Here is a 20,375-nt window from a genome sequence, read left to right on the forward strand (position 1 = left end):
CATGCGGGGAAGAGCCCACTGTCGGATTCTCATTCGTGGCTCTGAGCCCTTACGAGGTCCCCGTGTCACTTCAGATTTCCACCACCCGCACCATAGCTGCGTTGATCGCAGTCGCGTTGGTGACCGCAGGTTGTTCGAAAGGCGATTCCGCCGAAAGTTCTACCGGGGCCGAGTCATTTGCCCAACAGGTCAGTATCACCAACTGCGATCGCGAGCTGACTTTCGCTTCGCCGCCGCAGCGCATCGTGTCCCTGAACGGCCATGTCACCGAGGCTCTCATCGAGATCGGTGCGGGTGACCGCATCGTCGGTCGGGCGTACAGCGACAATCCGCCCACCGCGGAGACCGCAGAACAGTTCAACACGATTCCCAGTCTGTCCGACACCTTCCCGAGTGCGGAGCAGATCCTCGACGTGAATCCGGACTTCGTAGTGGGCGGAATGACCAGTGCCTTCAACGAGAAGCAGGGTCGATCACGGGATGCCCTCGCAGAGCACGGAATCAACACCTTCCTCTTCTCTGAATACTGCGGTACGGGGTTTCCCGACATCGGACTCCTGGTGAACGACTACACCCAACTCGGTCGTGTTTTGGGCGTCGAAGATTCCGCTCGCACGGTTGCCGAGCAGATCAGTACCGGCCTCGACGAGGTCCGTACTTCGGTCGATCATGCCGCTCCGGTGTCCTCATTCTTCTACGACAGCGGCGAGGACGTCCCGACAACTGTCGGCGGCACAGGCGTCGGCGACCTGGTAGCGGAGTACTCGGGTGTGACGAACATCTTCGCCGAAGGGCCCAAGCCCTATTTCAAGACAACCTGGGAGACGGTTGCCGAACGTGCACCCCAGACCATCGTCGTCATCGACTACGGTGACAAGACGGCCGATCAGAAGATCGACTTCCTGCGGTCCCAGCCGTTGATGGCGACGACACCGGCAGTGCAGCAGAACCGATTCGTCGTGGTTCCTCTGGCGGATCTCTTCGAGAGTTCACGTCTGGTGCGTTCAGCGCAGACAATCGCCACGGCATTCCATCCGGGCGCTTCAACTGCAGGCTCTGACGCGGCAAAGTGACTCGTTCGCGTGCCGGGTACGGCGCTCTGCTCGTTGGCCTACTGATCGCACTGGCAGTGGCGCTGGGGTTGGCGGTGTCCTTCGGATCGGTTCGTATTCCAGTCGGTGACGTGTGGGCGATAGTCGGAGCACGCTTGGCGCCAGGAACTTTCGAGACCTGGTGGTCGGCAGCGAGGGACTCGATAGTCATCGATTCCAGGCTCCCGCGCGCGCTCACCGCAGCTGTCGTGGGTGCATCGTTGGCGATGTCGGGTGCAGTGGCTCAGGCAGTCACTCGGAACCCGCTCGCAGACCCTTACCTGCTAGGGGTGTCGTCCGGCGCTGGTTTCATGGTTGTGTTGGTATCCGTGCTCGGAATCGGAGCCGGTGTACTGGGGGTCTTCACGATCCCGGCAGCGGCCTTCATCGGGGCGATGGCACCATTGTTCCTTGCATTGTTGATCGGTGGGCGATACCCGCAGCCGACTGCCATTATTCTGGTGGGAGTTGCACTCGCACAAATATTCTCGGCGCTCATCACTTTCTGCATTCTGGTTTTGGCAGACGATCAGCACGTGACCTCCGTGATGCACTGGTTGGCAGGCGGATTCGGTGACGCACGATGGTCGACACTGATCTTCCCGACGGTTGCGCTCGTTGTCGTCGGAATAGCGCTGATGCTCAGCGCGCAATGGATGGACGTCCTGCAGACCGGTGACGACGGAGCTGCTGCCCTCGGTATGAACGTACGACGCTTTCGGGTGTTGTCGCTACTCGCGGTGTCCGTGCTCGCCGGCGCCGCAGTGAGCGTCGCCGGCGGCATTGGCTTCATCGGTTTGCTGATCCCGCATCTCGCCGGATTTATTGTGGGTACCAGAGCAATTCGTCTCCTTCCGGCAGCGGCACTGTTGGGTGCGGTCGCGATGGTAGCTGCTGACACAGTGGCTCGTTCGGTATCGGAATCGACCGAGGTTCCTGTCGGTGTGATCACCGCCTTGGTGGGTGCGCCCATCTTCGTCTGGATGCTTTCTCGACAGTATCGGAGGTTGGAACAGTGACATTAGGGCTGGAGCCAGTGAAGCTGCTGGAACTCGTAGACGCCCGAGCCCGCCTGGGTAACCGGGAAGTGCTGCACGGAATCAGCTTCGAGGTTGCAGCGGGTGAAGTTCTCGGTCTGGTCGGACCTAACGGCAGTGGCAAGACCACGGCACTGCGTTGTTGTTACAACGCCTTGACTCCCAGCGGCGGGGCGGTGCTGATCGATCAGGTGGACGCAACGTCGCTCTCGCGCCGAGACATTGCTCGAACCGTATCGGCGAGTGTCCAGGAACCTGCTGTGTCCGGCGGACTCTCGGTTCGCGAATCCGTGGCACTCGGTAGGACACCGCATCGGAACTGGTTGGATCGGATGACAGAGCGAGATTCCGACATCGTGGATCGCTGCATCGAACAGGTTGGCCTCGCGGCACTTTCCGGGCGCGATGTCGCCAGTCTCTCGGGCGGTGAAAGGCAACGCGTGTCGATTGCCCGTGCGTTGGCACAGGAGCCCAAGATTCTGTTGCTGGACGAGCCGACCAACCATCTCGATCTACGGCATCAGTTGATCGTGATGGAACTGCTCACCGAATTGGCGTCTCGAGGCTTGGCGATTGTGGTGACGATGCACGATCTACGGTTGGCTGTCGAGTACTGCGACAGACTGGCAGTCCTCGCCGATGGTGATGTGCGTGCATGTGGGCCGACCGCCCTGGTGCTGGAAGAATCGTTGTTGGCCGAGGTGTTCGGGATCAAGGCTCGAGTGGAGCAAGGTGTGCGTCCACGGATGGAAATTGTGGGGTTGGCGTGAGCGAGAAGATTGCGGAGATCTATGCGCGGATGGCGGCCGCTGTACCGTTCTTCGAGGGCCTCGACGCGTATCCGGAAACTGTTCCGGCAGAGTTGATGACGGACGCGGATTGGATGTCGGCGCGCGTCGCCGATACTGCGCGACGCTGGGGGAGCGACGACGACCGTGTCAACGGAACCCTGTGGTGGTATTCGGCCAGTTCCACGTTGGCCGGTATTCCTCTCGGGACGGGGTTGGTCACCGGGTTCGCAGCTGATCCGTCATTGCATAGTGGTCGAATATTTTTGCGCGACAATGGATATCTCGGCGGATTCGCGGCGGGTGCGCTCATCCCCATTTCGGAAAGTATTGGCGACTTGGGTAGGGCGATATACGGAGCTATGGCTCCTGTCATCAAGGTGTTGGCCGAGGTGTCCGGAGTCCGTGAGAACGCGCTGTGGGCAATCACCACCGACTCTATTGCCAACCGCAGTCTGGATGCGGCCGGTGTGCGTCGGGAGCGCGGAAGTGCTTGCGCCACTGGATTGATCGATGTTCTACGCAGTGAAGGGGTGCCAATCCCTCAGTCTCGATTCGTCGACGTAGATCGATCCGGAAATGCTGTGCCGGTGGAGAATCCGTTGACGCTGGTACTTCCGGGACGGCGGAGATTCACGCAACGGGCGTCGTGTTGCCTGATCTACGAGGTGCCGGGTGAGGGCAAGTGCACCAGTTGCCCGAAGCGCGCACCCGCAGATCGGGTGCGCGCCCTCACTGCTCTTGTTTGACGGAAAGCGGGCAACCTGCCAGAATTGAACGTATCGAACATAAGTTCGATACATGATGCGCCTTCCCTCCCAGCATCTCCGTAGATTGAGCGCGCGTGAGGCAAGTTATGGGTTGGGGTAATGGACCGCCGACGTGGTCCGAGATGGAGCGAGTGCTCTCGGGGCGAGCCGGCCGGGTCGGCCACATTCAACACGGCCGGGTCGAGCATGAAGACTTGTTTCCGGGCGACGGAAGCGACAGTCCTGCCTGGTCACGCAAGCGCGGGGAGTACCGCGCCGGTGAACTCATGCGTGGCATGAACACCGTGCCCTATGCAGAACTTCACGCCCATTCGGCCTTCAGTTTCCTCGAAGGGGCGTCGCCTCCGGAAGAGTTGGTGGAAGAGGCGGTGCGGTTGGGTCTCGAAGCTATCGCTGTTACCGACCACGACGGGTTTTACGGAGTAGTGCGGTTTGCGGAGGCCGCCCGTGAATGGGGGATGCGGACGGTATTCGGGGCCGAGTTGTCCTTGGATTCGGCACCTCGTACCGGAACCCCGGACCCAGGCGGAACTCACCTGCTGGTGCTTGCGCGGGGGCAGGAAGGGTATCGACGACTCTCCCGTGAGATTGCCGCCGCGCACCTGGCGGGCGGTGAGAAGGGGAAGTTGCAATACAACATCGATACCTTGACCAAAGCTGCCGGCGGGCACTGGCATATTTTGACCGGTTGTCGGAAAGGTCATGTGCGGCAAGCACTCACAACAGGTGGGCGAGACGCTGCCGCAGAAGCGCTACGGGATCTGGTCCAGCGTTTCGGTGCCGAGCGGGTATCGGTCGAGCTTACCCATCACGGGCTGGCCGAGGACGACGAGCGTAATGCCGTTCTTGCCGAGCTTGCGCGCGAACAAGGTCTGCGGACAGTGGCTACTACGGCTGCACATTTTGCGGCACCCGCGCGGCGCAGACTGGCGATGGCGATGGCCGCTGTCCGGTCGCGGCAGAGCCTGGACGACGCAGCCGGATGGTTGGCTCCGACGGGCGGGGCGCACCTACGTTCGGGTGAAGAGATGGCTCAACTTTTCTCGCTTTATCCCGAGGCTGTCAGTGGCTCAGCCGAGTTGGCGCGTGAGTGTGCCTTCGATCTCAAGCTCATCGCTCCGAAACTGCCACCGTTCGAGGTGCCGTCAGGCCACACCGAGGCGTCGTGGTTACGCGAATTGACTATGGAAGGTGCGCTGAAACGCTACGGCTCGCCCGCGGTAGCGCCGAAGGCCTACACGCAACTCGAACACGAACTGGCTGTTATTACGACCTTGAACTTTCCCGGGTACTTCCTGGTTGTCCACGACATCGTCTCGTTCTGCAAGAACAATGACATTCTTTGTCAGGGAAGAGGTTCCGCGGCAAACTCTGCCGTGTGTTACGCCATCGGCATTACCAATGTCGACCCGGTGCGCAACGAATTGCTGTTCGAGCGGTTTCTGGCGCCCGAGCGTGATGGTCCACCGGATATCGACGTGGACATCGAATCCGACCGTCGTGAAGAAGCTATCCAGCATGTGTACACCAAGTACGGCCGCGGCTATGCCGCGCAGGTTGCCAACGTCATCACGTATCGAGGCAAGTCGTCGGTGCGGGATATGGCTCGGGCACTGGGCTTTTCGCAAGGTCAGCAGGATGCGTGGAGCAAGCAGGTGGGTCGGTGGGGAGGTATCGACAAGAATGCCGAGACGGATATCCCTCGCCCGGTGCTGGAATTGGCGGCGCAAATCGAAGGATTTCCGCGGCACCTGGGCATCCACTCCGGCGGCATGGTCATCTGCGACAGGCCCATCGCTGACGTCTGCCCGGTGGAATGGGCGCGCATGGCCAATCGCAGTGTCCTGCAGTGGGATAAGGATGATTGCGCCGCAGCCGGTTTGGTCAAGTTCGACCTCCTGGGGCTCGGCATGCTCTCAGCTTTGCACTACATGATGGATCTGGTGTCCGAACATAAAGGCGTCACAGTCGATTTGGCGCAACTCGACCTCTCGGAGACTGCCGTGTACGAGATGCTGCAGCGGGCAGATTCGGTGGGAGTGTTCCAAGTGGAATCACGGGCGCAAATGGCGACATTGCCGCGTCTCAAGCCCCGCAATTTCTACGATCTGGTAGTCGAGGTTGCGCTCATCCGCCCCGGCCCCATTCAGGGTGGATCAGTGCATCCATACATCCGTCGACGCAACAAACGCGAACCCGTAACCTACGACCACCCGTCACTCGAGAAGTCGCTGAAGCGCACGCTGGGTGTTCCGTTGTTTCAGGAACAGTTGATGCAGATGGCCGTCGACGTCGCGGGATTCACGCCGTCCGAGGCGGATCAACTGCGTCGGGCCATGGGGTCAAAGCGGTCCAGCGAGAAGATGGAGCAACTGCGGGCGAGGCTGTATCAGGGAATGCGTGACCTCCACGGAATCGAGGACGCCGTAGCCGATCGCATCTACGAAAAGCTGCATGCTTTCGCCAATTTCGGCTTCCCGGAGAGTCATTCACAAAGTTTTGCCGCGTTGGTCTTCTACTCGTCGTGGTTCAAATTGCATCATCCGGCCGCATTCTGTGCCGGACTGCTGCGAGCGCAGCCGATGGGTTTCTACTCACCCCAGTCGCTCGTTGCCGATGCGCGTCGGCATGGGGTGCCGGTACACGGGGCCGACGTGAACATCAGCCTCGCCCACGCCACCGTTGAAGCGGAGGGACTCGAGGTTCGGTTGGGGCTGGGAGAGGTACGCAATATCGGTGATGCGCTCGCGGCGAGAATCGTCGAGCAGCGCGTCTCGGACGGTCCCTTCACCTCGTTTCTGGACCTGACCGGACGAGTGGAACTCACTACCGCACAAGCAGAATCGCTGGCAACAGCTGGTGCGCTCGCCAGCTTCGGGATTTCGCGTCGAGAAGCGCTGTGGGCTGCGGGCGCTGCGGCAGCGGAGCGTCCGGATCGTCTACCGGGAATCGGCGCTTCGGTGACGGCTCCCACCTTGCCGGGCATGAGCGACGTGGAATTGGCGTCGGCGGATGTGTGGGCAACCGGCGTTTCTCCCGGCACCTTCCCGACGCAATTCCTTCGCGAGCAACTCGACGCCTTGGGGGTAGTGCCGGCCAACGGTCTGCTCGACGTCCCGGACGGCGATCGAGTGCTGGTCGGAGGAGCGGTGACGCACCGCCAACGGCCGGCCACGGCGGGAGGTGTCACGTTCATCAACCTCGAGGACGAAACCGGGATGGTCAACGTGGTGTGTTCGGTGGGGCTGTGGGCGAGGTATCGAAAGCTCGCAAACACGTCGCCGGCTCTCCTGATCCGGGGGAAAGTTCAAAACGCCGAGGGCGCCGTCACGGTTGTGGCAGATCGGATGCAGCGGATGGATCTGCGAGTCGCCGCCACTTCTCGGGATTTTCGTTGAGAATTCCCGCTATTAGCGTATTCAGCATACTTTTGGCAAACAGGTAGACGAAATATCACCCCGTGTTTCACCCTTCGGATAAATGGCGTGCAATCTATTTTGGCCATTGTTGTCCATTTCTTGTCTCGACTGAGGGGTACATGAGACGTTTGGCATTTTGCGGGACCTTGGTCCGTGAGCTACACAGTGGAATGTTTCATCGGCCAGCGCTCAGTCGCGTGGCGATTGTGGCCATTTCGCTTCTGAACTGGGCATTTCTCCGAAGTGCATCCTTGAAATTTTTCAAAACTATGCCAGTTTGATCGAAATCGCCGCAAAGGGCCACTTCCGAAATGGGACGAAAGTCACATGGGTGATTTTTGGGGTGAAGTGCGCGGCATCGCTAGGCCGTCCATTCTGTGAAGATTCTGCGAATGTGCTGGCAGTGCGCCTTTCCTGTGGGGGTGAGTCCGCGATTGGGGAAGCGGTATTGCCTTAATGGACTCTAAACATCGAAATTAGCCATCAAGTCGCTGGCATTTATTTTTGTAAAGACGTAGCGTCCGTGCAATCACTCAGCTAGTTGAGTAGTGAACTACAGCGGTGAACCAAGTTGGTGAAATTTAACTCACGGGGGACGGGATGTCAGAGCGTAGGGGTCTGTCGGTCGATGCCTGGTCCGGGCTGGCCGTGCCGAAGGCCGGCCGGAGAACAGCACCTCGACGTTTGAACCATGTGTTCGAGGCAACCGCAGACTCCGCGCCGGACGCAATCGCACTGGAATGCGACGGCTACGCCATCACCTACAGTCAGCTCGACCAGCGATCGAACCAATTGGCGCACTTGCTGATCGGACAAGGTATCGGTCTAGGTTCCCGTATTGCGATCTTCCTGAATCGTTCGGTTGACACTTACGTCAGTCTGCTCGGGGTGCTCAAAGCCGGCGCCACCTTCGTTCCCATCGACCCTGGCGCGCCGGCGGATCGTGTGGCGTATGTCGTCGACGACGCCGGAGTTCAACTTGTACTGACCTCGACGGATCTGATCGAGAGCACCGAACTGTGCAGTGTCGCGCGTCTGGCGATGGACACCTGCAGTGCAGCGATGGAAGAACAACCGTGGGATCGACCCATCGTGGATTCGAGTTCAGACACGGACCCCGCCTGCTATGTCCTGTACACATCGGGTTCGAGCGGGCGACCCAAAGGCGTTGAAGTCGCGCAGTCGAGTATCTGCAATTTCCTCGACGTGGTCCCCGAGATCTACGACGTGCGGCCGAGTGACCGTGTTTACCAGGGAATGACGATCTCCTTCGACTTCTCGATCGAAGAAATCTGGCCGACGTGGGCTCGGGGCGCCACCGTGGTAGCCGGCCCCACGGACAGTCGCAGACTGGGCGGTGAACTGGCCGATTTCCTCGAAGAACACACCATCACGACGCTGTACTGTGTTCCCACCCTGCTGGCCACGATCCCGCGGGACTTGCCGAAGATCCGAAACTTGCTGGTCGGTGGGGAGGCGTGCCCGCGTGAACTTGTCGAACGTTGGGCGCGCCCGGGACGCAAGATCCTCAACACGTACGGGCCGACCGAAGCAACCGTCACCGCCACCTGGGGTGAACTTCTTCCCGGTCGCCCCGTCACGATCGGTCGACCGTTGCCCACCTACTCCGTGGTGATTCTCGACGACGCCCGCGAGTTGGTTCCCCACGGTGAAGTGGGTGAAATCTGCATCGGCGGACGAGGCGTGGCGCGTGGATACGTCGGGCGACCGGACCTCACGGCAGACCGATTCATCGATCACTTCTCGGTAACGGCCGGTCAGAAGCTCTACCGGACAGGTGATCTGGGACGGTGGACACCGGACGGTGAGATCGAGTACTTGGGCCGGGCGGACGCCGAGGTCAAGATTCGCGGCCATCGTGTCGATCTCGGTGAGATCGAAAGTGTTCTCCTGGAACACCCGTTGGTATCGGAAGCTGTAGTGGCCTTGGTCGCGTCCGCGCCGGATGAGACGACACTATCCGAATTGTGCGCCTACCTGGTGCTCGTCGATCCACGGGAAGAAGATCACCTTGTCGGCGAACTAGCGAACGCGGTATCTCAACGACTTCCCGCCTACATGGCACCGGCTTTCGTCGACGTCATCGCCGCGCTACCCGTGATGCCAAGCGGAAAGGTTGATCGATCGAAGCTTCCCGAGTCGACCCGGCGACGCTTCTCGGCTCCGACGGGCCCAGTGGTCCCGCCACGGAATGAGCAGGAGGTGGCAGTTCGCGATATCTGGGCGCGTGCCTTTGGTTTACCTGCGGAAGAACTGTCGGTCGAAGCGAACTTCTTCGACGACCTCGGCGGGCATTCGCTACTTGCCGCAACCGTGGTGTCTGCTCTGCGTGAGAGTGGCATCGGAGCAAGCCCCTCGATCCGAGACCTGTACAGCCACCCCACCGTACGGTCGATCTCGGAAGCCTTGGCCGCATCGGACTCTCAGCATCCGATTGCTGCGAATGTCGCTGTCAAACATACGGATGCGCAAGTGGCCCGCGCCGGTGGTATTCAGTTGGCGGTGATCTATCTGTTCCTGCTCATCACGACGCTTCCGGTCTCGTACGTCTACACGAAAAATGACGGTTTTGTCTCCGTGCCGGTTCTGTTCGAGATGTTGGCCGCCATCATGCTCACCTATCTCTGTGTGCGCTGGTTCCTGCCGGTGGTCTGTGCGCGACCGCTTGCCGCCGGAATCAAACCAGGGCGATACAGACTCTGGGGCCCAACGTATCTGCGACTGTGGACGCTCGACTTGCTCCTCGCTGTCGGTGCGTTGCCTGTGGTCAGCGGATCGCCGTTGATGTCGATTTATCTCCGAATCCTCGGCGCACGCGTCGGGCATCGCACGACAATCGCGACGTCCTCTATATCCTTGCCGGGACTGGTCGAGATCGGTGACGGAGTATCGATCGGATACGGCGCGACCATCAGGCCGTGGCGCGTCGAGTCCGGTTCGGTGATCGTCGGAAAGATTGTCGTCGAAGCAGGTGCGTTTGTCGGTGCCAACGTGGTACTGGAACCCGGATCGACCGTCGGGGTGCGCGCCGCGCTCGGCGATCAGTCGTTGCTTCCGTCCGGGCACATCGTGCCGCAGGAGGCTCGGTGGGCGGGATCGCCCGCAGTTCCGGCAGAGTCTCTCGATCCGGCCGTCGAGATGATGATGCGCGCCGAAAGTGTTCGTGCCCGTTGGAAAGTGCGCCATATCGCGGCAGCGATCGCGGCATTGGCTGCACTCGAAGTGGGTGCCATCGCCTTGATGATTCCCGGTATCGCGCTGGTGTGGGGAGCACTGCTGGCCTGGGGTGTGTTGGCGGGGCTGGTGGCGACGTTGTTCACCGGACCGATTTTCGTGATCACCGTCTGCGTGTTCGTCGCCGTGAACAAACGACTTGTTCTTCGCAATGCTCCTGCCGGAATGCATCCCGTTCGATCAGGTTTGGGAATCCGCAAGTGGATGGTCGACAAACTGCTCGAATTCAGTCTGTTGTTCACGAATTCGCTTTACGCCACGCTGTACACCGCACCATGGTTGCGGTTGCTCGGGGCGGACATCGGCCGCGGGGCAGAAGTGTCCACCGTTTCGCATATCGACCCGGACATGCTCACCGTCGGGCAGGACAGCTTCATTGCCGACATGGCCAGCGTGGGTAGCGCGAGTTTCGCAAACGGACGGATCATATTCCAGCCCACCAGAATCGGCGAGAGATCCTTTATCGGTAATGCCGCTGTGGTGCCATCGGGTATGGAGATCGGCGACAATTCTCTGATCGGTGTTGCGACGGTACCGCCGGTGAACGGTGTTCCGGCAGGGACGTCGTGGCTCGGTTCACCGGCCATTTACCTACCGCGCCGCCAAGACAGTGGAGACTACGATGACGCACTCATCTACACGCCGGCGAAGGACGTGGTGCGTCACCGGTTGGTGATCGAGTTCTTCCGTGCCACATTGCCGCCCACCGTTCTGGGCGTGAGCTTCTATCTTTACCTATTGGTCTTGTCCTCCTTGGCGTTCAGGCGTGCACTCCCGGTTCCGGCGCTGGTGGCGCCATTGGTCGCAATGGCGTCAAGCCTTGCGGTCATCGGATTCTGCGCGGCAGTCAAGCGAAACACGGTGGGACGTTACCGACCGCGAGTGGAACCGCTGTGGAGTAAGTTCGTCCGCCGATCCGAATTCGCTACCGGACTCTACGAGAGCGCGGCTGTCCCGATCGGCGTCGGAATGCTGGTCGGCACCCCCTTCCTGCCGATGGTGTTGCGATGGTTCGGTACGACGATCGGCAAGCGAGTGTGGTTCGGAACCACGTACCTCACCGAATTCGACCTCGTTCATGTCGGTGACGACGCCACTATCGGTACGGAGGCGTCATTGCAGACGCACCTGTTCGAGGACCGCGTCATGAAGATGTCCACGATCACCATCGGCGACGGCGCCAGCGTCGGAACGCGTTCGATCATCCTTTACGACACGATTGTCGGGGAGGAAGCATCGCTCAGTCCGCTGTCCCTGCTGATGAAGGGTGAGGAGCTGCCGCCGCGCACGAGTTGGCGCGGAATTCCGGCTGAGGGAATTCGCTCCGACGAGACACAAGCCCCTGCAGTCTTCAGCGTCGATGTTCCCCTCGATGAAGCTGCCACAGAAATTATCGTGACTGAAGGAGTGCCCGCATGAAATGGGTATCGCTGTCTCGGAACATGACTCGTCGAAATATGCGCTCCGGTACGCGCCCGCACCCGCGGGCCCTCGTCTACCGAGGCCCGGCTTCATTGCCCGGTTGCTCGGAGGCCGTCGCGGACCTGTTGTCCTCTAGCGTCTGGAATTTCGACGTACATTTTGTCGGCCCCGACGAGGCGCTGCAGATCGACGATTCCACGCTCTATTCGGCTGCTGTGTACGCTCAACCCGGTGGCGGCGACCTGGACGGAGCCTTCACACATCTGCGCCGTCATGTTCCGGCGATCCAACAGTACGTGCGGTCCGGCGGGCGATACCTCGGGTTCTGCCTCGGCGGCTATCTTGCGGGCCGAAGTCCGGGTTTCGAACTGTTTCCCGGCGACGCGGACCAGTATGTCGCTTTGCAGAACTCCGAGGTGCAGGACACAAAAGGTGCTGTGCTCGAGGTGGACTGGCGCGGACAGGTCGAGGAAATGTATTTCCAGGACGGGCCGTACTTCTCACTCGACCGCCACTACCGTGACTACTACGATGCCGAGGCGGAAATCCTTGCCCGATATCGGAACGGGCAGATTGCGGCACTGAAGATCGACTACGGGAAAGGCCGGGTTGCAATTGTCGGGCCGCATCCGGAAGCCGACGAATCTTGGTATCGGGGAGACGGATTGCGCGCTCCTGAGCGTCTGTCCACAGACCTGGGATACCGCTTGATCAACGCGGTGATGACCCGATGACAGTAAGCTCGACCGCGCCGACGGAACAGATACCGGTTGTAGCGAAGAAGCGGCTTCTCGGAATCGACGCTGCCCGTGGAATCGCGCTACTGGGAATGATGGCCGTCCACTCCCTGATTGCTGTCGGCGATGATGGATCGCCGACGCTGTCCTACAGTATTGCGGCAGGACGATCCTCGGCATTGTTCGCTGTTCTCGCCGGAGTCGGTATTGCATTTACGACGGGGCGGGCGCGGGTTCGACGCGAAAATCCCGGTGCCACTGCGGCTTCGCTGGCCGCCCGCGCCGCTGTGGTCGGCGCAATCGGATTGGCCATGGGATATGGCGAACCCGAATTGGCCGTGGTGATCCTGCCCTACTATGCGATCCTGTTCTTACTGGCGATTCCGTTGGTGTTCTTGCCGACACGGGTGGTCGCCGCTGTCGGTGTCGGCATCGCGCTTGCGGTGCCGGTGTTGATCGAATGGCTCAGTTCGGCGTTACCCGAACCAAGTCTGGACAACGTGACGTTTGTCGGAATCATCGAGAATCCAGTCGGATGGATGGTCGAACTGCTCTTCAACGGCGAGTTTCCGGCGCTTCCGTGGATGGCATACATGTGTGCCGGAATTGTCATCGGTCGATTGAGGCTGACGTCAGCCAATGTTGCCGGAGTCTTGTTGGTGATAGGGTCCGCACTCGCAGTTGGTGCTCGAATCCTCGCAGAGGTCTTGCTCTTTCATCTCGGCGGCCTTGAACAGATCATGGCTAGCGGAGACCTTTCGCGCGAAGAAGTTCGCGACATCATCGCTTACGGTGCCGATGGCTCGGTGTTCGGTTCGACGTGGTGGTGGCTTGCTGTCGACGGACCTCACAGCAGTACCCCGTTGGATCTTCTGGGCACGGTCGGTTCATCGATGGCAGTGATCGGAGCCGCGCTGTTCCTCGGCCATCTGACGGGAAACAGATTGGCTCGTATGGTCAACATCGTGATGGTTCCGCTGGCTGCGGCAGGTTCGATGACGTTGACGCTGTATGTACTTCACATTTGGTTCATCAATTCGAACTACGACATCTACTCGGCCTGGGCCGGGTACATCCTGCAGGTGCTTGCCGCACTCGGTATCGGACTCTTCGTGAGGCTGACTGCCGGACGTGGACCTTTGGAAGCGTTTGTGACGATGGTTGCGAATCGAAGTAGTCGGGCAGTAACGGATAGTGCGTCCAAAACTACTGCTGCGGAACGAGAGTGACGGTTTCGATAAGATCGTGCCCGAGATCGGAACGGATGCCGTCAGGGTTGGACAGGCCCCGTGTGTACCAGGAACGATCGGCTTCGGGATGCGGACCGACCACGCCGACGCGGCCCAATCCGAATTCGGTCACCACTGCTGCCACTTTTCCGTTGCGGTAGCGGGCCAAGACCTCGACTGGAGCGTCGTCGCGCAGCACGAAGATGGGGCCGTCCTGGAAGAACATCGAGCGAGGTTCGCCGCGCCACGACACCTCGACGATCGAGTTCTCGGTGGTGTCGATGTCTGATCCGCGAGACGAGATGTACCGTGCGGTGTCGCCGGGCAGTAGCCCGAAACTCGGTGTGGCTCCGGCTAAATAGCCACCGAGACAGAATCCGAGGTAGTGTCCGCCGGTACGGACCCAGCCGCGGATCGGTTCCGCGTACTGCTCCATGTGGACCCACGCTGATAACAGGTCGCCGCCGCCGGGTTGTGCGTAGAGCGATGCACTTGCCAACGTCCGTGCGCTCAGCGGAACATCTTCGTCCGGACCGCAGAAGGTGACGTCGTACGGATCAGGCGCAGATTCGAGTAACCGAGCAACAGCTTCGGGGCATCCGGGCGAGGATGCCGGTCCGCGGTAGACCAGTGCACTGCGCGATCGGATTCGAGTGGAATCAGCCGACGCGGCAACAGTTCCGCCAATTGTCACCAGCGCGGTTGCCGAGATGAGAAATGTGCGTCGATTCAGCATTTCTTTGCGTTCAGCATCGTCGGGCAATCATGTACTTACTGTATCGAACTCGATGAGGTGGGCGGCGTTCCCTCCGAACCGAAGGCGCCGCGTACCGTTACTTCCAACACCTGCGGCGCAAACTAGAAGGTAGGAAGAAGAGCAATGTTGGAAGTCGACTTGAATTCACTGGAAGCGGCACTGGCGGCGGGTGCACCGTTGATCGATGTTCGGGAGGCCGACGAGTTCGCTCAGGTGCGCGTTCCCGGTGCGGTGCTGATCCCGATGAGCGAGTTCGTTGCGCGACTGGGTGAGATTCCCGAAGCAGAAACCGTCTACGTGATCTGTGCGGTCGGCGGACGCAGTTTGCAGGTCGCCGAGTACCTGCAGGGCCGCGATATCAACGCTGTATCGGTGCGGGGCGGAACGATGGAGTGGTTCCAGTCCGGCCGTGAGGTCGAGACCGGCGAGGTCTGACCTGTTGTTCGGTTAGGCGGCGGCCGGCAGGACGCCACTGCGGATCGAACCCACGGTGCGGCTTGCCACCGTTGCCCAGATAGGGATCAGTGCAACCAGCAGCGTGACGGCCACAGCGAGAACCAGTGGCGAACCGGTGGCGCCCCCGAAGGCGCTGGCGCCGACGGCGCAGGCGCCGATCGGGAAGGTGAAACTCCACCACCCGAGCGAGAAGGACAAGCCGCGTCGGAGTGCCTGAACGGTAATCGTCGTGACGGTGATGAACGCGACCACACCGAGCGCTCCGACGACGGTGCCGTACACAAGTCCGAACGTGTGTAGGGCGGTAGCGGTGTGTGCGTCGAGAACATTGTGCGACGCTGCGGCCAGGAGGTTGGATGCGCCGATCGACTGGCCGATCACGCCGAGCGGGATCCACAGTGAGGGAATGGCATTGAACGGAATCGCATCAATTCCGCGAGCACGATTGTCTGCGAACTGGCGAGCGACAGCGATGATGATGACGATCGCGGCCGTCAGTGCCATCGCGAACAGGAGGTAACAGAACACGAGAGCCGACGTGCGCAGCGCGCCTTCGGGCAGATGCGACGTGACTGCTGCTCCTGTCGTCGCGGAGACCATCGGCGGTACGACGGGCATGAGCCAGAACGGCATGGCCGTCGCCATGCCGGCGTCGCGGGCCAACCGAACCATCATGACGACGTACGTGCCGAGACCCAGCGCGGTGCCCAGAACCCACAGCGTCAGTGAGATGGCGATTGCGACGCCATGGCCGAGAAAGATTTGACCGGTGGTGCCGGTCGCTGAACCCACAGTCAGCAGTGCCATCGCCACGGCCCCGTAGAACGGGAACATCGCGGGGCTACGCATGTACACCAGAGCTTGATCGCGATGCGATGTCCAATGCGCGGCAAAAGCGCCCACCAATGCGACCAAGATGGCAACAGCCAGGAACCAGAAGACCTCCGCTACAACCTTCAGTGCTGCGACCTCGGGTTCGAGGGATGCCGCCGCCACCGACACGATTCCGGTTCCCATCGCAGCCGCGAACCAATTCGGGGTGATGTGCGCGAAGGCGGACTGTGGTGCGGTGTTCATGGACTCAAGTCTGGCCGGAGCCGATTCGTGCCGGTAGACGGCTCGGTCTTGAATGCCCACAATTGGCGGTTGTGGGTTTAATCTGAACCTATGTTGTCTCCCCGGGTGCCGGAACTGAGTGCGCTGGACGTGCTGCGGTCAGTGGCGCGTCTGGGAAGCATGGGAGCAGCCGGTCGCGAGCACGGACTCAGTCAGCAGGCCGTCAGCGCACGGGTTCGGTCCGTTGAGCGGCAACTTGGAATCAAGGTGTTCGATCGAGCCGCCACTGGTGTGCGGCCGACGGCCGAAGGTGGGCTGATCCTCGAATGGGCCAGCCGCATACTCGTCACCGCCGAGGAAATGGCCTCCGGTGTCGCTGCCCTTCGTGGGGAGCGGGACGCAGCAGTCACGGTTGCCGCGAGCATGACCATCGCCGAGTATCTTGTCCCCGGTTGGACCGTCGCGATGCGTCACAAGTTCCCGAATGTCGTCGCATCGGTCAGTCTCCACAACTCTTCCGACGTGTCAGCTCAGGTCCAGGCCGGTAAAGCTGACATCGGCTTTGTCGAGGGACCGGACGTGCCGTCGGCGCTCGCGTCGTGTGAAGTGGCGCGAGATCATCTGGTGGTCGTGGTTCCGCCCGAACACGAGTGGGCGCGCGGCGCACCGGTTCCGATCGCCGAACTCGCGCGCACCCCGCTTATTCAACGCGAATCCGGATCAGGCACCCGCATGACCCTCGAGAATGCAGTGCCTGGCTGCGTACCGCCGATGCTCGAACTCACCTCGTGTACCGCCGTCAAAGCTGCCGTAGTCGCGGGCAATGCGCCGGCGGTGCTCTCGTCCCTTGCGGTCGCGGCAGATCTGACCGACGGCCGGCTCGTTGCCGTCAACGTCGAAGGTCTTCGGATGCCTCGACGCCTCCAAGCCGTGTGGGATCCGGTGCGCGGATTGCGCGGCGCGGCAAGAGATTTCCTCGATATCGCGCTCGGCTCCAACGCTGCCGTTCACTCGCACTGACGGGTTAGACCGCACCCTTGAAGCCGTGCTGACGCCAGGCCTCATACGTCACGAGTGCTGCTGCGTTGGACAGGTTGAGTGACCGTCGGCCGGGAAGCATCGGAATCCGCAGGCATTCGGTGATGTGAGCATCCGCCAATACTTCCTCGGACAAACCCGTCGGCTCGGGACCGAACAGCAAGACATCGCCGGGCTGATAGGCGATATCGGCATACGAGGTAGTTGCGTGCGCAGTGAACGCGAACACCCGCGCCGGGAGGACTGCATCCCAGGCGGCCGCAAGATTCTCGTGAACGGTGACGGAGGCGAGATCGTGATAGTCCAAGCCGGCTCGTTTGAGTTTCGGCTCGGACAGGTCGAATCCCAGCGGGCCCACCAGGTGCAGTTCACAACCGGTTCCCGCGACCATGCGGATCGCGTTTCCGGTATTGGGTGGAATTCGGGGCTCGTGGAACATGACTCTGAACACCACCGGAACCCTACCGTGCGGTGCTGTGCGGGCCACAGGTCGACATTTACCCATTATGACAACAAACCGGACAGTCTATGAGAACCTATCGGCTGCACTCCTCTCAGAATGGACATTTCATGAACCCTCCCGCCGGTTGGAACCCCGATCCCTTCGAGCCCAGCATCGACCGCTACTGGGACGGTCAGCAGTGGACGGGAGAGACCCGGCCCAATGGCGTCGGCGCGTCGACGAGGGTTCCCGGCGCACCGGGTGCACCGGTTCCGGATCCGGAGGCGCCGGCCGGGCAAAAGCGCAAGTGGCCATGGATTGCCGGTGCTGCGGGCGTGGCAATGGCCGGGTTTGTGGCGATCGGAGTTGCTGGCGGATCAGGGGAGTCCGAAGGGTCGACGAAGCCCGTAGTGACCTCTTCTGCGACAGTGGCCGCGACTACGACGAAAACGACGACTGCAACAACGACGAAGGCCACGACTACGGCGACGGTTCCGCCGACCACGACGACTACAGTCCCGCCGACAACAACGACCGTCGCACCAATGCCGTTGGTCCCCCAGGTGCAAGCGACTACGACGACGCCTTACGTTCCACCGGCACCTGCCTATGTGCCACCGCCGACTACCGAACCCGCGTACGTTCCGCCGCCTGCCAAAGCGCCGAATGCCGGAGTGAGCTACGCGAACTGCACTGCGGTGAAAGCAGCTGGTGCCGCACCCATCTACCGGGGCGATCCGGGGTACTCGTCGAAGCTCGATCGTGACGGCGACGGCGTCGCCTGCGAAAAATAGCCGGTTGCGGCGGTGTCGGTGCTTCGGTGCAGTATGTATCTCATGCTCCCCGAAGAAACCGACGTCGTCGGCGAAGACTATTCCGATGCGCGTTTGTCCGGCCAGACCTGGAGTCAGCGCACATTCACCAATTGCAATTTCCGCGATGCAGACCTCACAGGCATCAAGACAGAGTCTGTGGTCTTCACCGATTGTGATTTCACCGGAACCGACCTGGGGGAGTCCGTTCACGTCGGAACGGCGTTTCGGTCCTGCAACTTTGCGCGGACAAGCCTGTGGCACAGCACTTTCCGCAATTGCAGTTTGATGGGTTCAACCTTCGAGGGGTGCCGGATCCGGCCACTGACCCTCGAAGAGGTCGACTTCTCGCTCACCGCTCTGGGCGGCGCCGACCTGCGCAAGATCGACTTCACGTCGTGCCGGTTCCGCGAAGCAAACCTCGTCCGCACGGATATGCGAGGCGCAATTCTTGCGTCGGCAGATCTCACCGGTGCTCGTACCGGCGGTCTCAAGCTCGAAGGTGCAGACCTGCGGGGCGCACGTATCGACGCGAGTCTGTGGACTTCCGCCACAGTCGGAAACGCCAAGATCGAACTGATGCAGGCTGTGTCGTACGCGTCGGCACACGGACTGGTTGTCGATATCTAGCCGGTGTTGCCTAGCGAATGAACTCCCGCGCGAGTAGGTCCAGGAGTAGTCCGTCTTTCCAGACTCCGTGGCGATCGCGGGAGTATTCGCGCATCACTCCGACGTCCTTGAAACCCACGGATCGGTAGCAGGCGATCGCGATTGTGTTGTCGACTTCCGGATCGATGACCAACCGGTGGAATTTCAGGTCGTCAATGAGATGAGCGCACAGAATGCGGATGGTTTCACGGCCGAATCCTTGTCCGTGGACAGCTGGATCGAGGAACAGATCGAGTCCGGCGTGGCGGAAGTCCGGGTCGTCCTCGGCGTACCACTGAATGAATCCGATCAGCTGTTTGCCGTGGAAGACGCTGTATCGGATGGTGCCGGGTTCGGGTGTGCTCGGCCAGTCTGCGTCGACATCCCCTCGCTCCGCTCGACCGTCGGGATTCTGCCACCACTTCACCACGTCGGGGTCCCGGTGAATGGCCCTCAACCGGGAATAATCGTCGGGCGCGATGGGGGTGAGGAGCACCCTCGGACCGCGTAGTTCCGGAGCCGTTGTCACTCACCGACCTTAACCTGGAACAATGGTCGCCGTGACTGCAACGATCCTCGACGGCAAAGCTACCCGCGACGAAATCTTCGAAGACCTGAAGGTGCGGGTGAGCGCGCTGAAAGCAGCGGGCATCACGCCCGGCTTGGGCACCATCCTCGTAGGAGACGATCCAGGATCTGCTGCCTACGTCCGCGGTAAGCACAACGACTGCGCCAAGGTCGGCATCAATTCCTTGCGACGCGATCTGCCTGCGGACATCACGCAGGAACAGCTCAACGCCACCATCGACGAGCTCAACGCCAACCCCGAGTGCACCGGCTACATCGTGCAGTTACCGCTACCCAAGCACCTTGACGAGAACGCAGCCCTCGAGCGCATCGATCCCGACAAGGATGCCGACGGCCTGCACCCCGTGAACCTCGGACGGTTGGTTCTGGGTAAGGAAGCTCCGCTGCCCTGCACTCCGCGCGGAATCCTGCACCTCCTGCGCCGCTACGAGGTCCCGATTGCCGGCGCCCACGTTGTTGTCGTCGGCCGCGGCATCACCGTCGGCCGCCCCATCGGCCTTCTCCTGACGCGCCGCAGCGAAAACGCCACAGTTACTCTCTGCCACACCGGAACTCGCGATCTGGCTGCCGAAGTTCGCCGCGCCGACATCATCGTCGCCGCCGCCGGTGTACCCGGACTGATCACGGCAGACATGGTCAAGCCCGGTGCCGCGATTCTCGACGTTGGTGTCAGTCGGACCGACGACGGATTGCGCGGCGACGTTGCCGCCGACGTCAACGAGGTTGCCGGCTTCGTCTCGCCCAATCCCGGTGGCGTGGGCCCGTTGACGCGTGCGTTCCTGATCACCAACGTGGTCGAGCGTGCCGAGCGAGTCCTGGCCGGAGCCTGA

At 61.2% G+C, this 20,375-nt stretch carries 17 protein-coding genes; 13 read left to right on the forward strand and 4 right to left on the reverse strand.

Annotation, left to right across the window (positions count from 1 at the left end; translation table 11 throughout):
- The first annotated feature begins 62 nt into the window (after positions 1 to 62).
- From QM600_RS05585 to QM600_RS05620, 8 genes are all read left to right on the forward strand, one after another.
- Positions 63 to 1,073 carry an ABC transporter substrate-binding protein gene (locus tag QM600_RS05585; protein WP_283260480.1) on the forward strand — a complete coding sequence of 337 codons (1,011 nt, stop codon included), beginning with the start codon at positions 63 to 65 and terminating at the stop codon, positions 1,071 to 1,073.
- Complete coding sequence (locus tag QM600_RS05590) at positions 1,070 to 2,110, forward strand: FecCD family ABC transporter permease (RefSeq protein ID WP_283260481.1); 1,041 nt, start codon at positions 1,070 to 1,072, stop codon at positions 2,108 to 2,110. Before QM600_RS05585 ends, QM600_RS05590 begins: the two co-directional genes overlap by 4 nt.
- A complete protein-coding gene (locus QM600_RS05595) occupies positions 2,107 to 2,898 on the forward strand; it encodes an ABC transporter ATP-binding protein (protein ID WP_283260482.1) in 792 nt (263 codons plus the stop codon). Before QM600_RS05590 ends, QM600_RS05595 begins: the two co-directional genes overlap by 4 nt.
- Entirely contained in the window at positions 2,895 to 3,665 is a 771-nt protein-coding gene (locus tag QM600_RS05600; protein WP_283260483.1) for a (2Fe-2S)-binding protein, read from the forward strand. Before QM600_RS05595 ends, QM600_RS05600 begins: the two co-directional genes overlap by 4 nt.
- Positions 3,666 to 3,772: 107 nt before the next feature.
- A complete protein-coding gene (locus QM600_RS05605; RefSeq protein WP_283260484.1) occupies positions 3,773 to 7,084 on the forward strand; it encodes an error-prone DNA polymerase in 3,312 nt (1,103 codons plus the stop codon).
- Between the two features lie 621 nt (positions 7,085 to 7,705).
- Complete coding sequence (locus tag QM600_RS05610; protein ID WP_283260485.1) at positions 7,706 to 11,779, forward strand: Pls/PosA family non-ribosomal peptide synthetase; 4,074 nt, start codon at positions 7,706 to 7,708, stop codon at positions 11,777 to 11,779.
- Positions 11,776 to 12,516: a BPL-N domain-containing protein gene (locus QM600_RS05615; RefSeq protein ID WP_283260486.1), complete on the forward strand. Its 741-nt coding sequence runs from the start codon at positions 11,776 to 11,778 to the stop codon at positions 12,514 to 12,516. The genes QM600_RS05610 and QM600_RS05615 overlap by 4 nt, the downstream gene beginning before the upstream one ends.
- Positions 12,513 to 13,748 carry a heparan-alpha-glucosaminide N-acetyltransferase domain-containing protein gene (locus tag QM600_RS05620; RefSeq protein ID WP_283260487.1) on the forward strand — a complete coding sequence of 412 codons (1,236 nt, stop codon included), beginning with the start codon at positions 12,513 to 12,515 and terminating at the stop codon, positions 13,746 to 13,748. Before QM600_RS05615 ends, QM600_RS05620 begins: the two co-directional genes overlap by 4 nt.
- Here QM600_RS05620 and QM600_RS05625 read toward each other — a convergent pair.
- On the reverse strand, positions 13,726 to 14,511 hold the full coding sequence (locus tag QM600_RS05625; protein WP_283260488.1) for a BPL-N domain-containing protein: 786 nt from the start codon (positions 14,509 to 14,511) through the stop codon (positions 13,726 to 13,728). The two genes, QM600_RS05620 and QM600_RS05625, sit on opposite strands and share 23 nt — an antisense overlap.
- Before the next feature lie 117 nt (positions 14,512 to 14,628).
- On the opposite strand from QM600_RS05625, the gene QM600_RS05630 reads away from it, so the two are divergent.
- Positions 14,629 to 14,940 (forward strand): rhodanese-like domain-containing protein, encoded by a 312-nt coding sequence (locus QM600_RS05630; protein WP_283260489.1) that lies wholly within the window; start codon positions 14,629 to 14,631, stop codon positions 14,938 to 14,940.
- Between the two features lie 12 nt (positions 14,941 to 14,952).
- Here QM600_RS05630 and QM600_RS05635 read toward each other — a convergent pair whose 3' ends face one another.
- A complete protein-coding gene (locus tag QM600_RS05635) occupies positions 14,953 to 16,038 on the reverse strand; it encodes a TDT family transporter (RefSeq protein ID WP_283260490.1) in 1,086 nt (361 codons plus the stop codon).
- Positions 16,039 to 16,128: 90 nt separating this feature from the next.
- Here QM600_RS05635 and QM600_RS05640 point away from each other — a divergent pair, with 90 nt between their 5' ends.
- Entirely contained in the window at positions 16,129 to 17,037 is a 909-nt protein-coding gene (locus QM600_RS05640; protein ID WP_283260491.1) for a LysR family transcriptional regulator, read from the forward strand.
- A gap of 4 nt (positions 17,038 to 17,041) precedes the next feature.
- On the opposite strand, the gene QM600_RS05645 is transcribed toward QM600_RS05640, so the two are convergent.
- On the reverse strand, positions 17,042 to 17,506 hold the full coding sequence (locus QM600_RS05645; protein WP_169636865.1) for a tRNA (cytidine(34)-2'-O)-methyltransferase: 465 nt from the start codon (positions 17,504 to 17,506) through the stop codon (positions 17,042 to 17,044).
- A gap of 119 nt (positions 17,507 to 17,625) precedes the next feature.
- On the opposite strand from QM600_RS05645, the gene QM600_RS05650 reads away from it, so the two are divergent.
- Together QM600_RS05650 and QM600_RS05655 are read left to right on the forward strand one after the other, a co-directional pair.
- Complete coding sequence (locus QM600_RS05650; RefSeq protein ID WP_283260492.1) at positions 17,626 to 18,291, forward strand: excalibur calcium-binding domain-containing protein; 666 nt, start codon at positions 17,626 to 17,628, stop codon at positions 18,289 to 18,291.
- Positions 18,292 to 18,324: 33 nt separating this feature from the next.
- Complete coding sequence (locus QM600_RS05655) at positions 18,325 to 18,939, forward strand: pentapeptide repeat-containing protein (protein WP_283260493.1); 615 nt, start codon at positions 18,325 to 18,327, stop codon at positions 18,937 to 18,939.
- Between the two features lie 10 nt (positions 18,940 to 18,949).
- On the opposite strand, the gene QM600_RS05660 is transcribed toward QM600_RS05655, so the two are convergent.
- A complete protein-coding gene (locus QM600_RS05660) occupies positions 18,950 to 19,453 on the reverse strand; it encodes a GNAT family N-acetyltransferase (RefSeq protein WP_502942894.1) in 504 nt (167 codons plus the stop codon).
- 64 nt (positions 19,454 to 19,517) lie between these two features.
- Here QM600_RS05660 and QM600_RS05665 point away from each other — a divergent pair, with 64 nt between their 5' ends.
- Positions 19,518 to 20,375, forward strand: a complete 858-nt coding sequence (locus QM600_RS05665; RefSeq protein WP_283260495.1) for a bifunctional methylenetetrahydrofolate dehydrogenase/methenyltetrahydrofolate cyclohydrolase — start codon at positions 19,518 to 19,520, stop codon at positions 20,373 to 20,375.

Origin of the sequence: Rhodococcus sp. IEGM 1379 (genome assembly GCF_030056815.1) — a bacterium.
GTDB lineage: Bacteria > Actinomycetota > Actinomycetes > Mycobacteriales > Mycobacteriaceae > Rhodococcus_F.

Coding starts and splice junctions, on each gene's coding strand:
- QM600_RS05605 (WP_283260484.1), top strand. CDS start 3,773: ATGGGTTGGGGTAATGGACCGCCGACGTGGTCCGAGATGGAGCGAGTG.
- QM600_RS05620 (WP_283260487.1), top strand. CDS start 12,513: ATGACAGTAAGCTCGACCGCGCCGACGGAACAGATACCGGTTGTAGCG.
- QM600_RS05635 (WP_283260490.1), bottom strand. CDS start 16,038: ATGAACACCGCACCACAGTCCGCCTTCGCGCACATCACCCCGAATTGG.
- QM600_RS05610 (WP_283260485.1), top strand. CDS start 7,706: ATGTCAGAGCGTAGGGGTCTGTCGGTCGATGCCTGGTCCGGGCTGGCC.
- QM600_RS05655 (WP_283260493.1), top strand. CDS start 18,325: ATGTATCTCATGCTCCCCGAAGAAACCGACGTCGTCGGCGAAGACTAT.
- QM600_RS05615 (WP_283260486.1), top strand. CDS start 11,776: ATGAAATGGGTATCGCTGTCTCGGAACATGACTCGTCGAAATATGCGC.
- QM600_RS05650 (WP_283260492.1), top strand. CDS start 17,626: ATGAACCCTCCCGCCGGTTGGAACCCCGATCCCTTCGAGCCCAGCATC.
- QM600_RS05640 (WP_283260491.1), top strand. CDS start 16,129: ATGTTGTCTCCCCGGGTGCCGGAACTGAGTGCGCTGGACGTGCTGCGG.
- QM600_RS05630 (WP_283260489.1), top strand. CDS start 14,629: ATGTTGGAAGTCGACTTGAATTCACTGGAAGCGGCACTGGCGGCGGGT.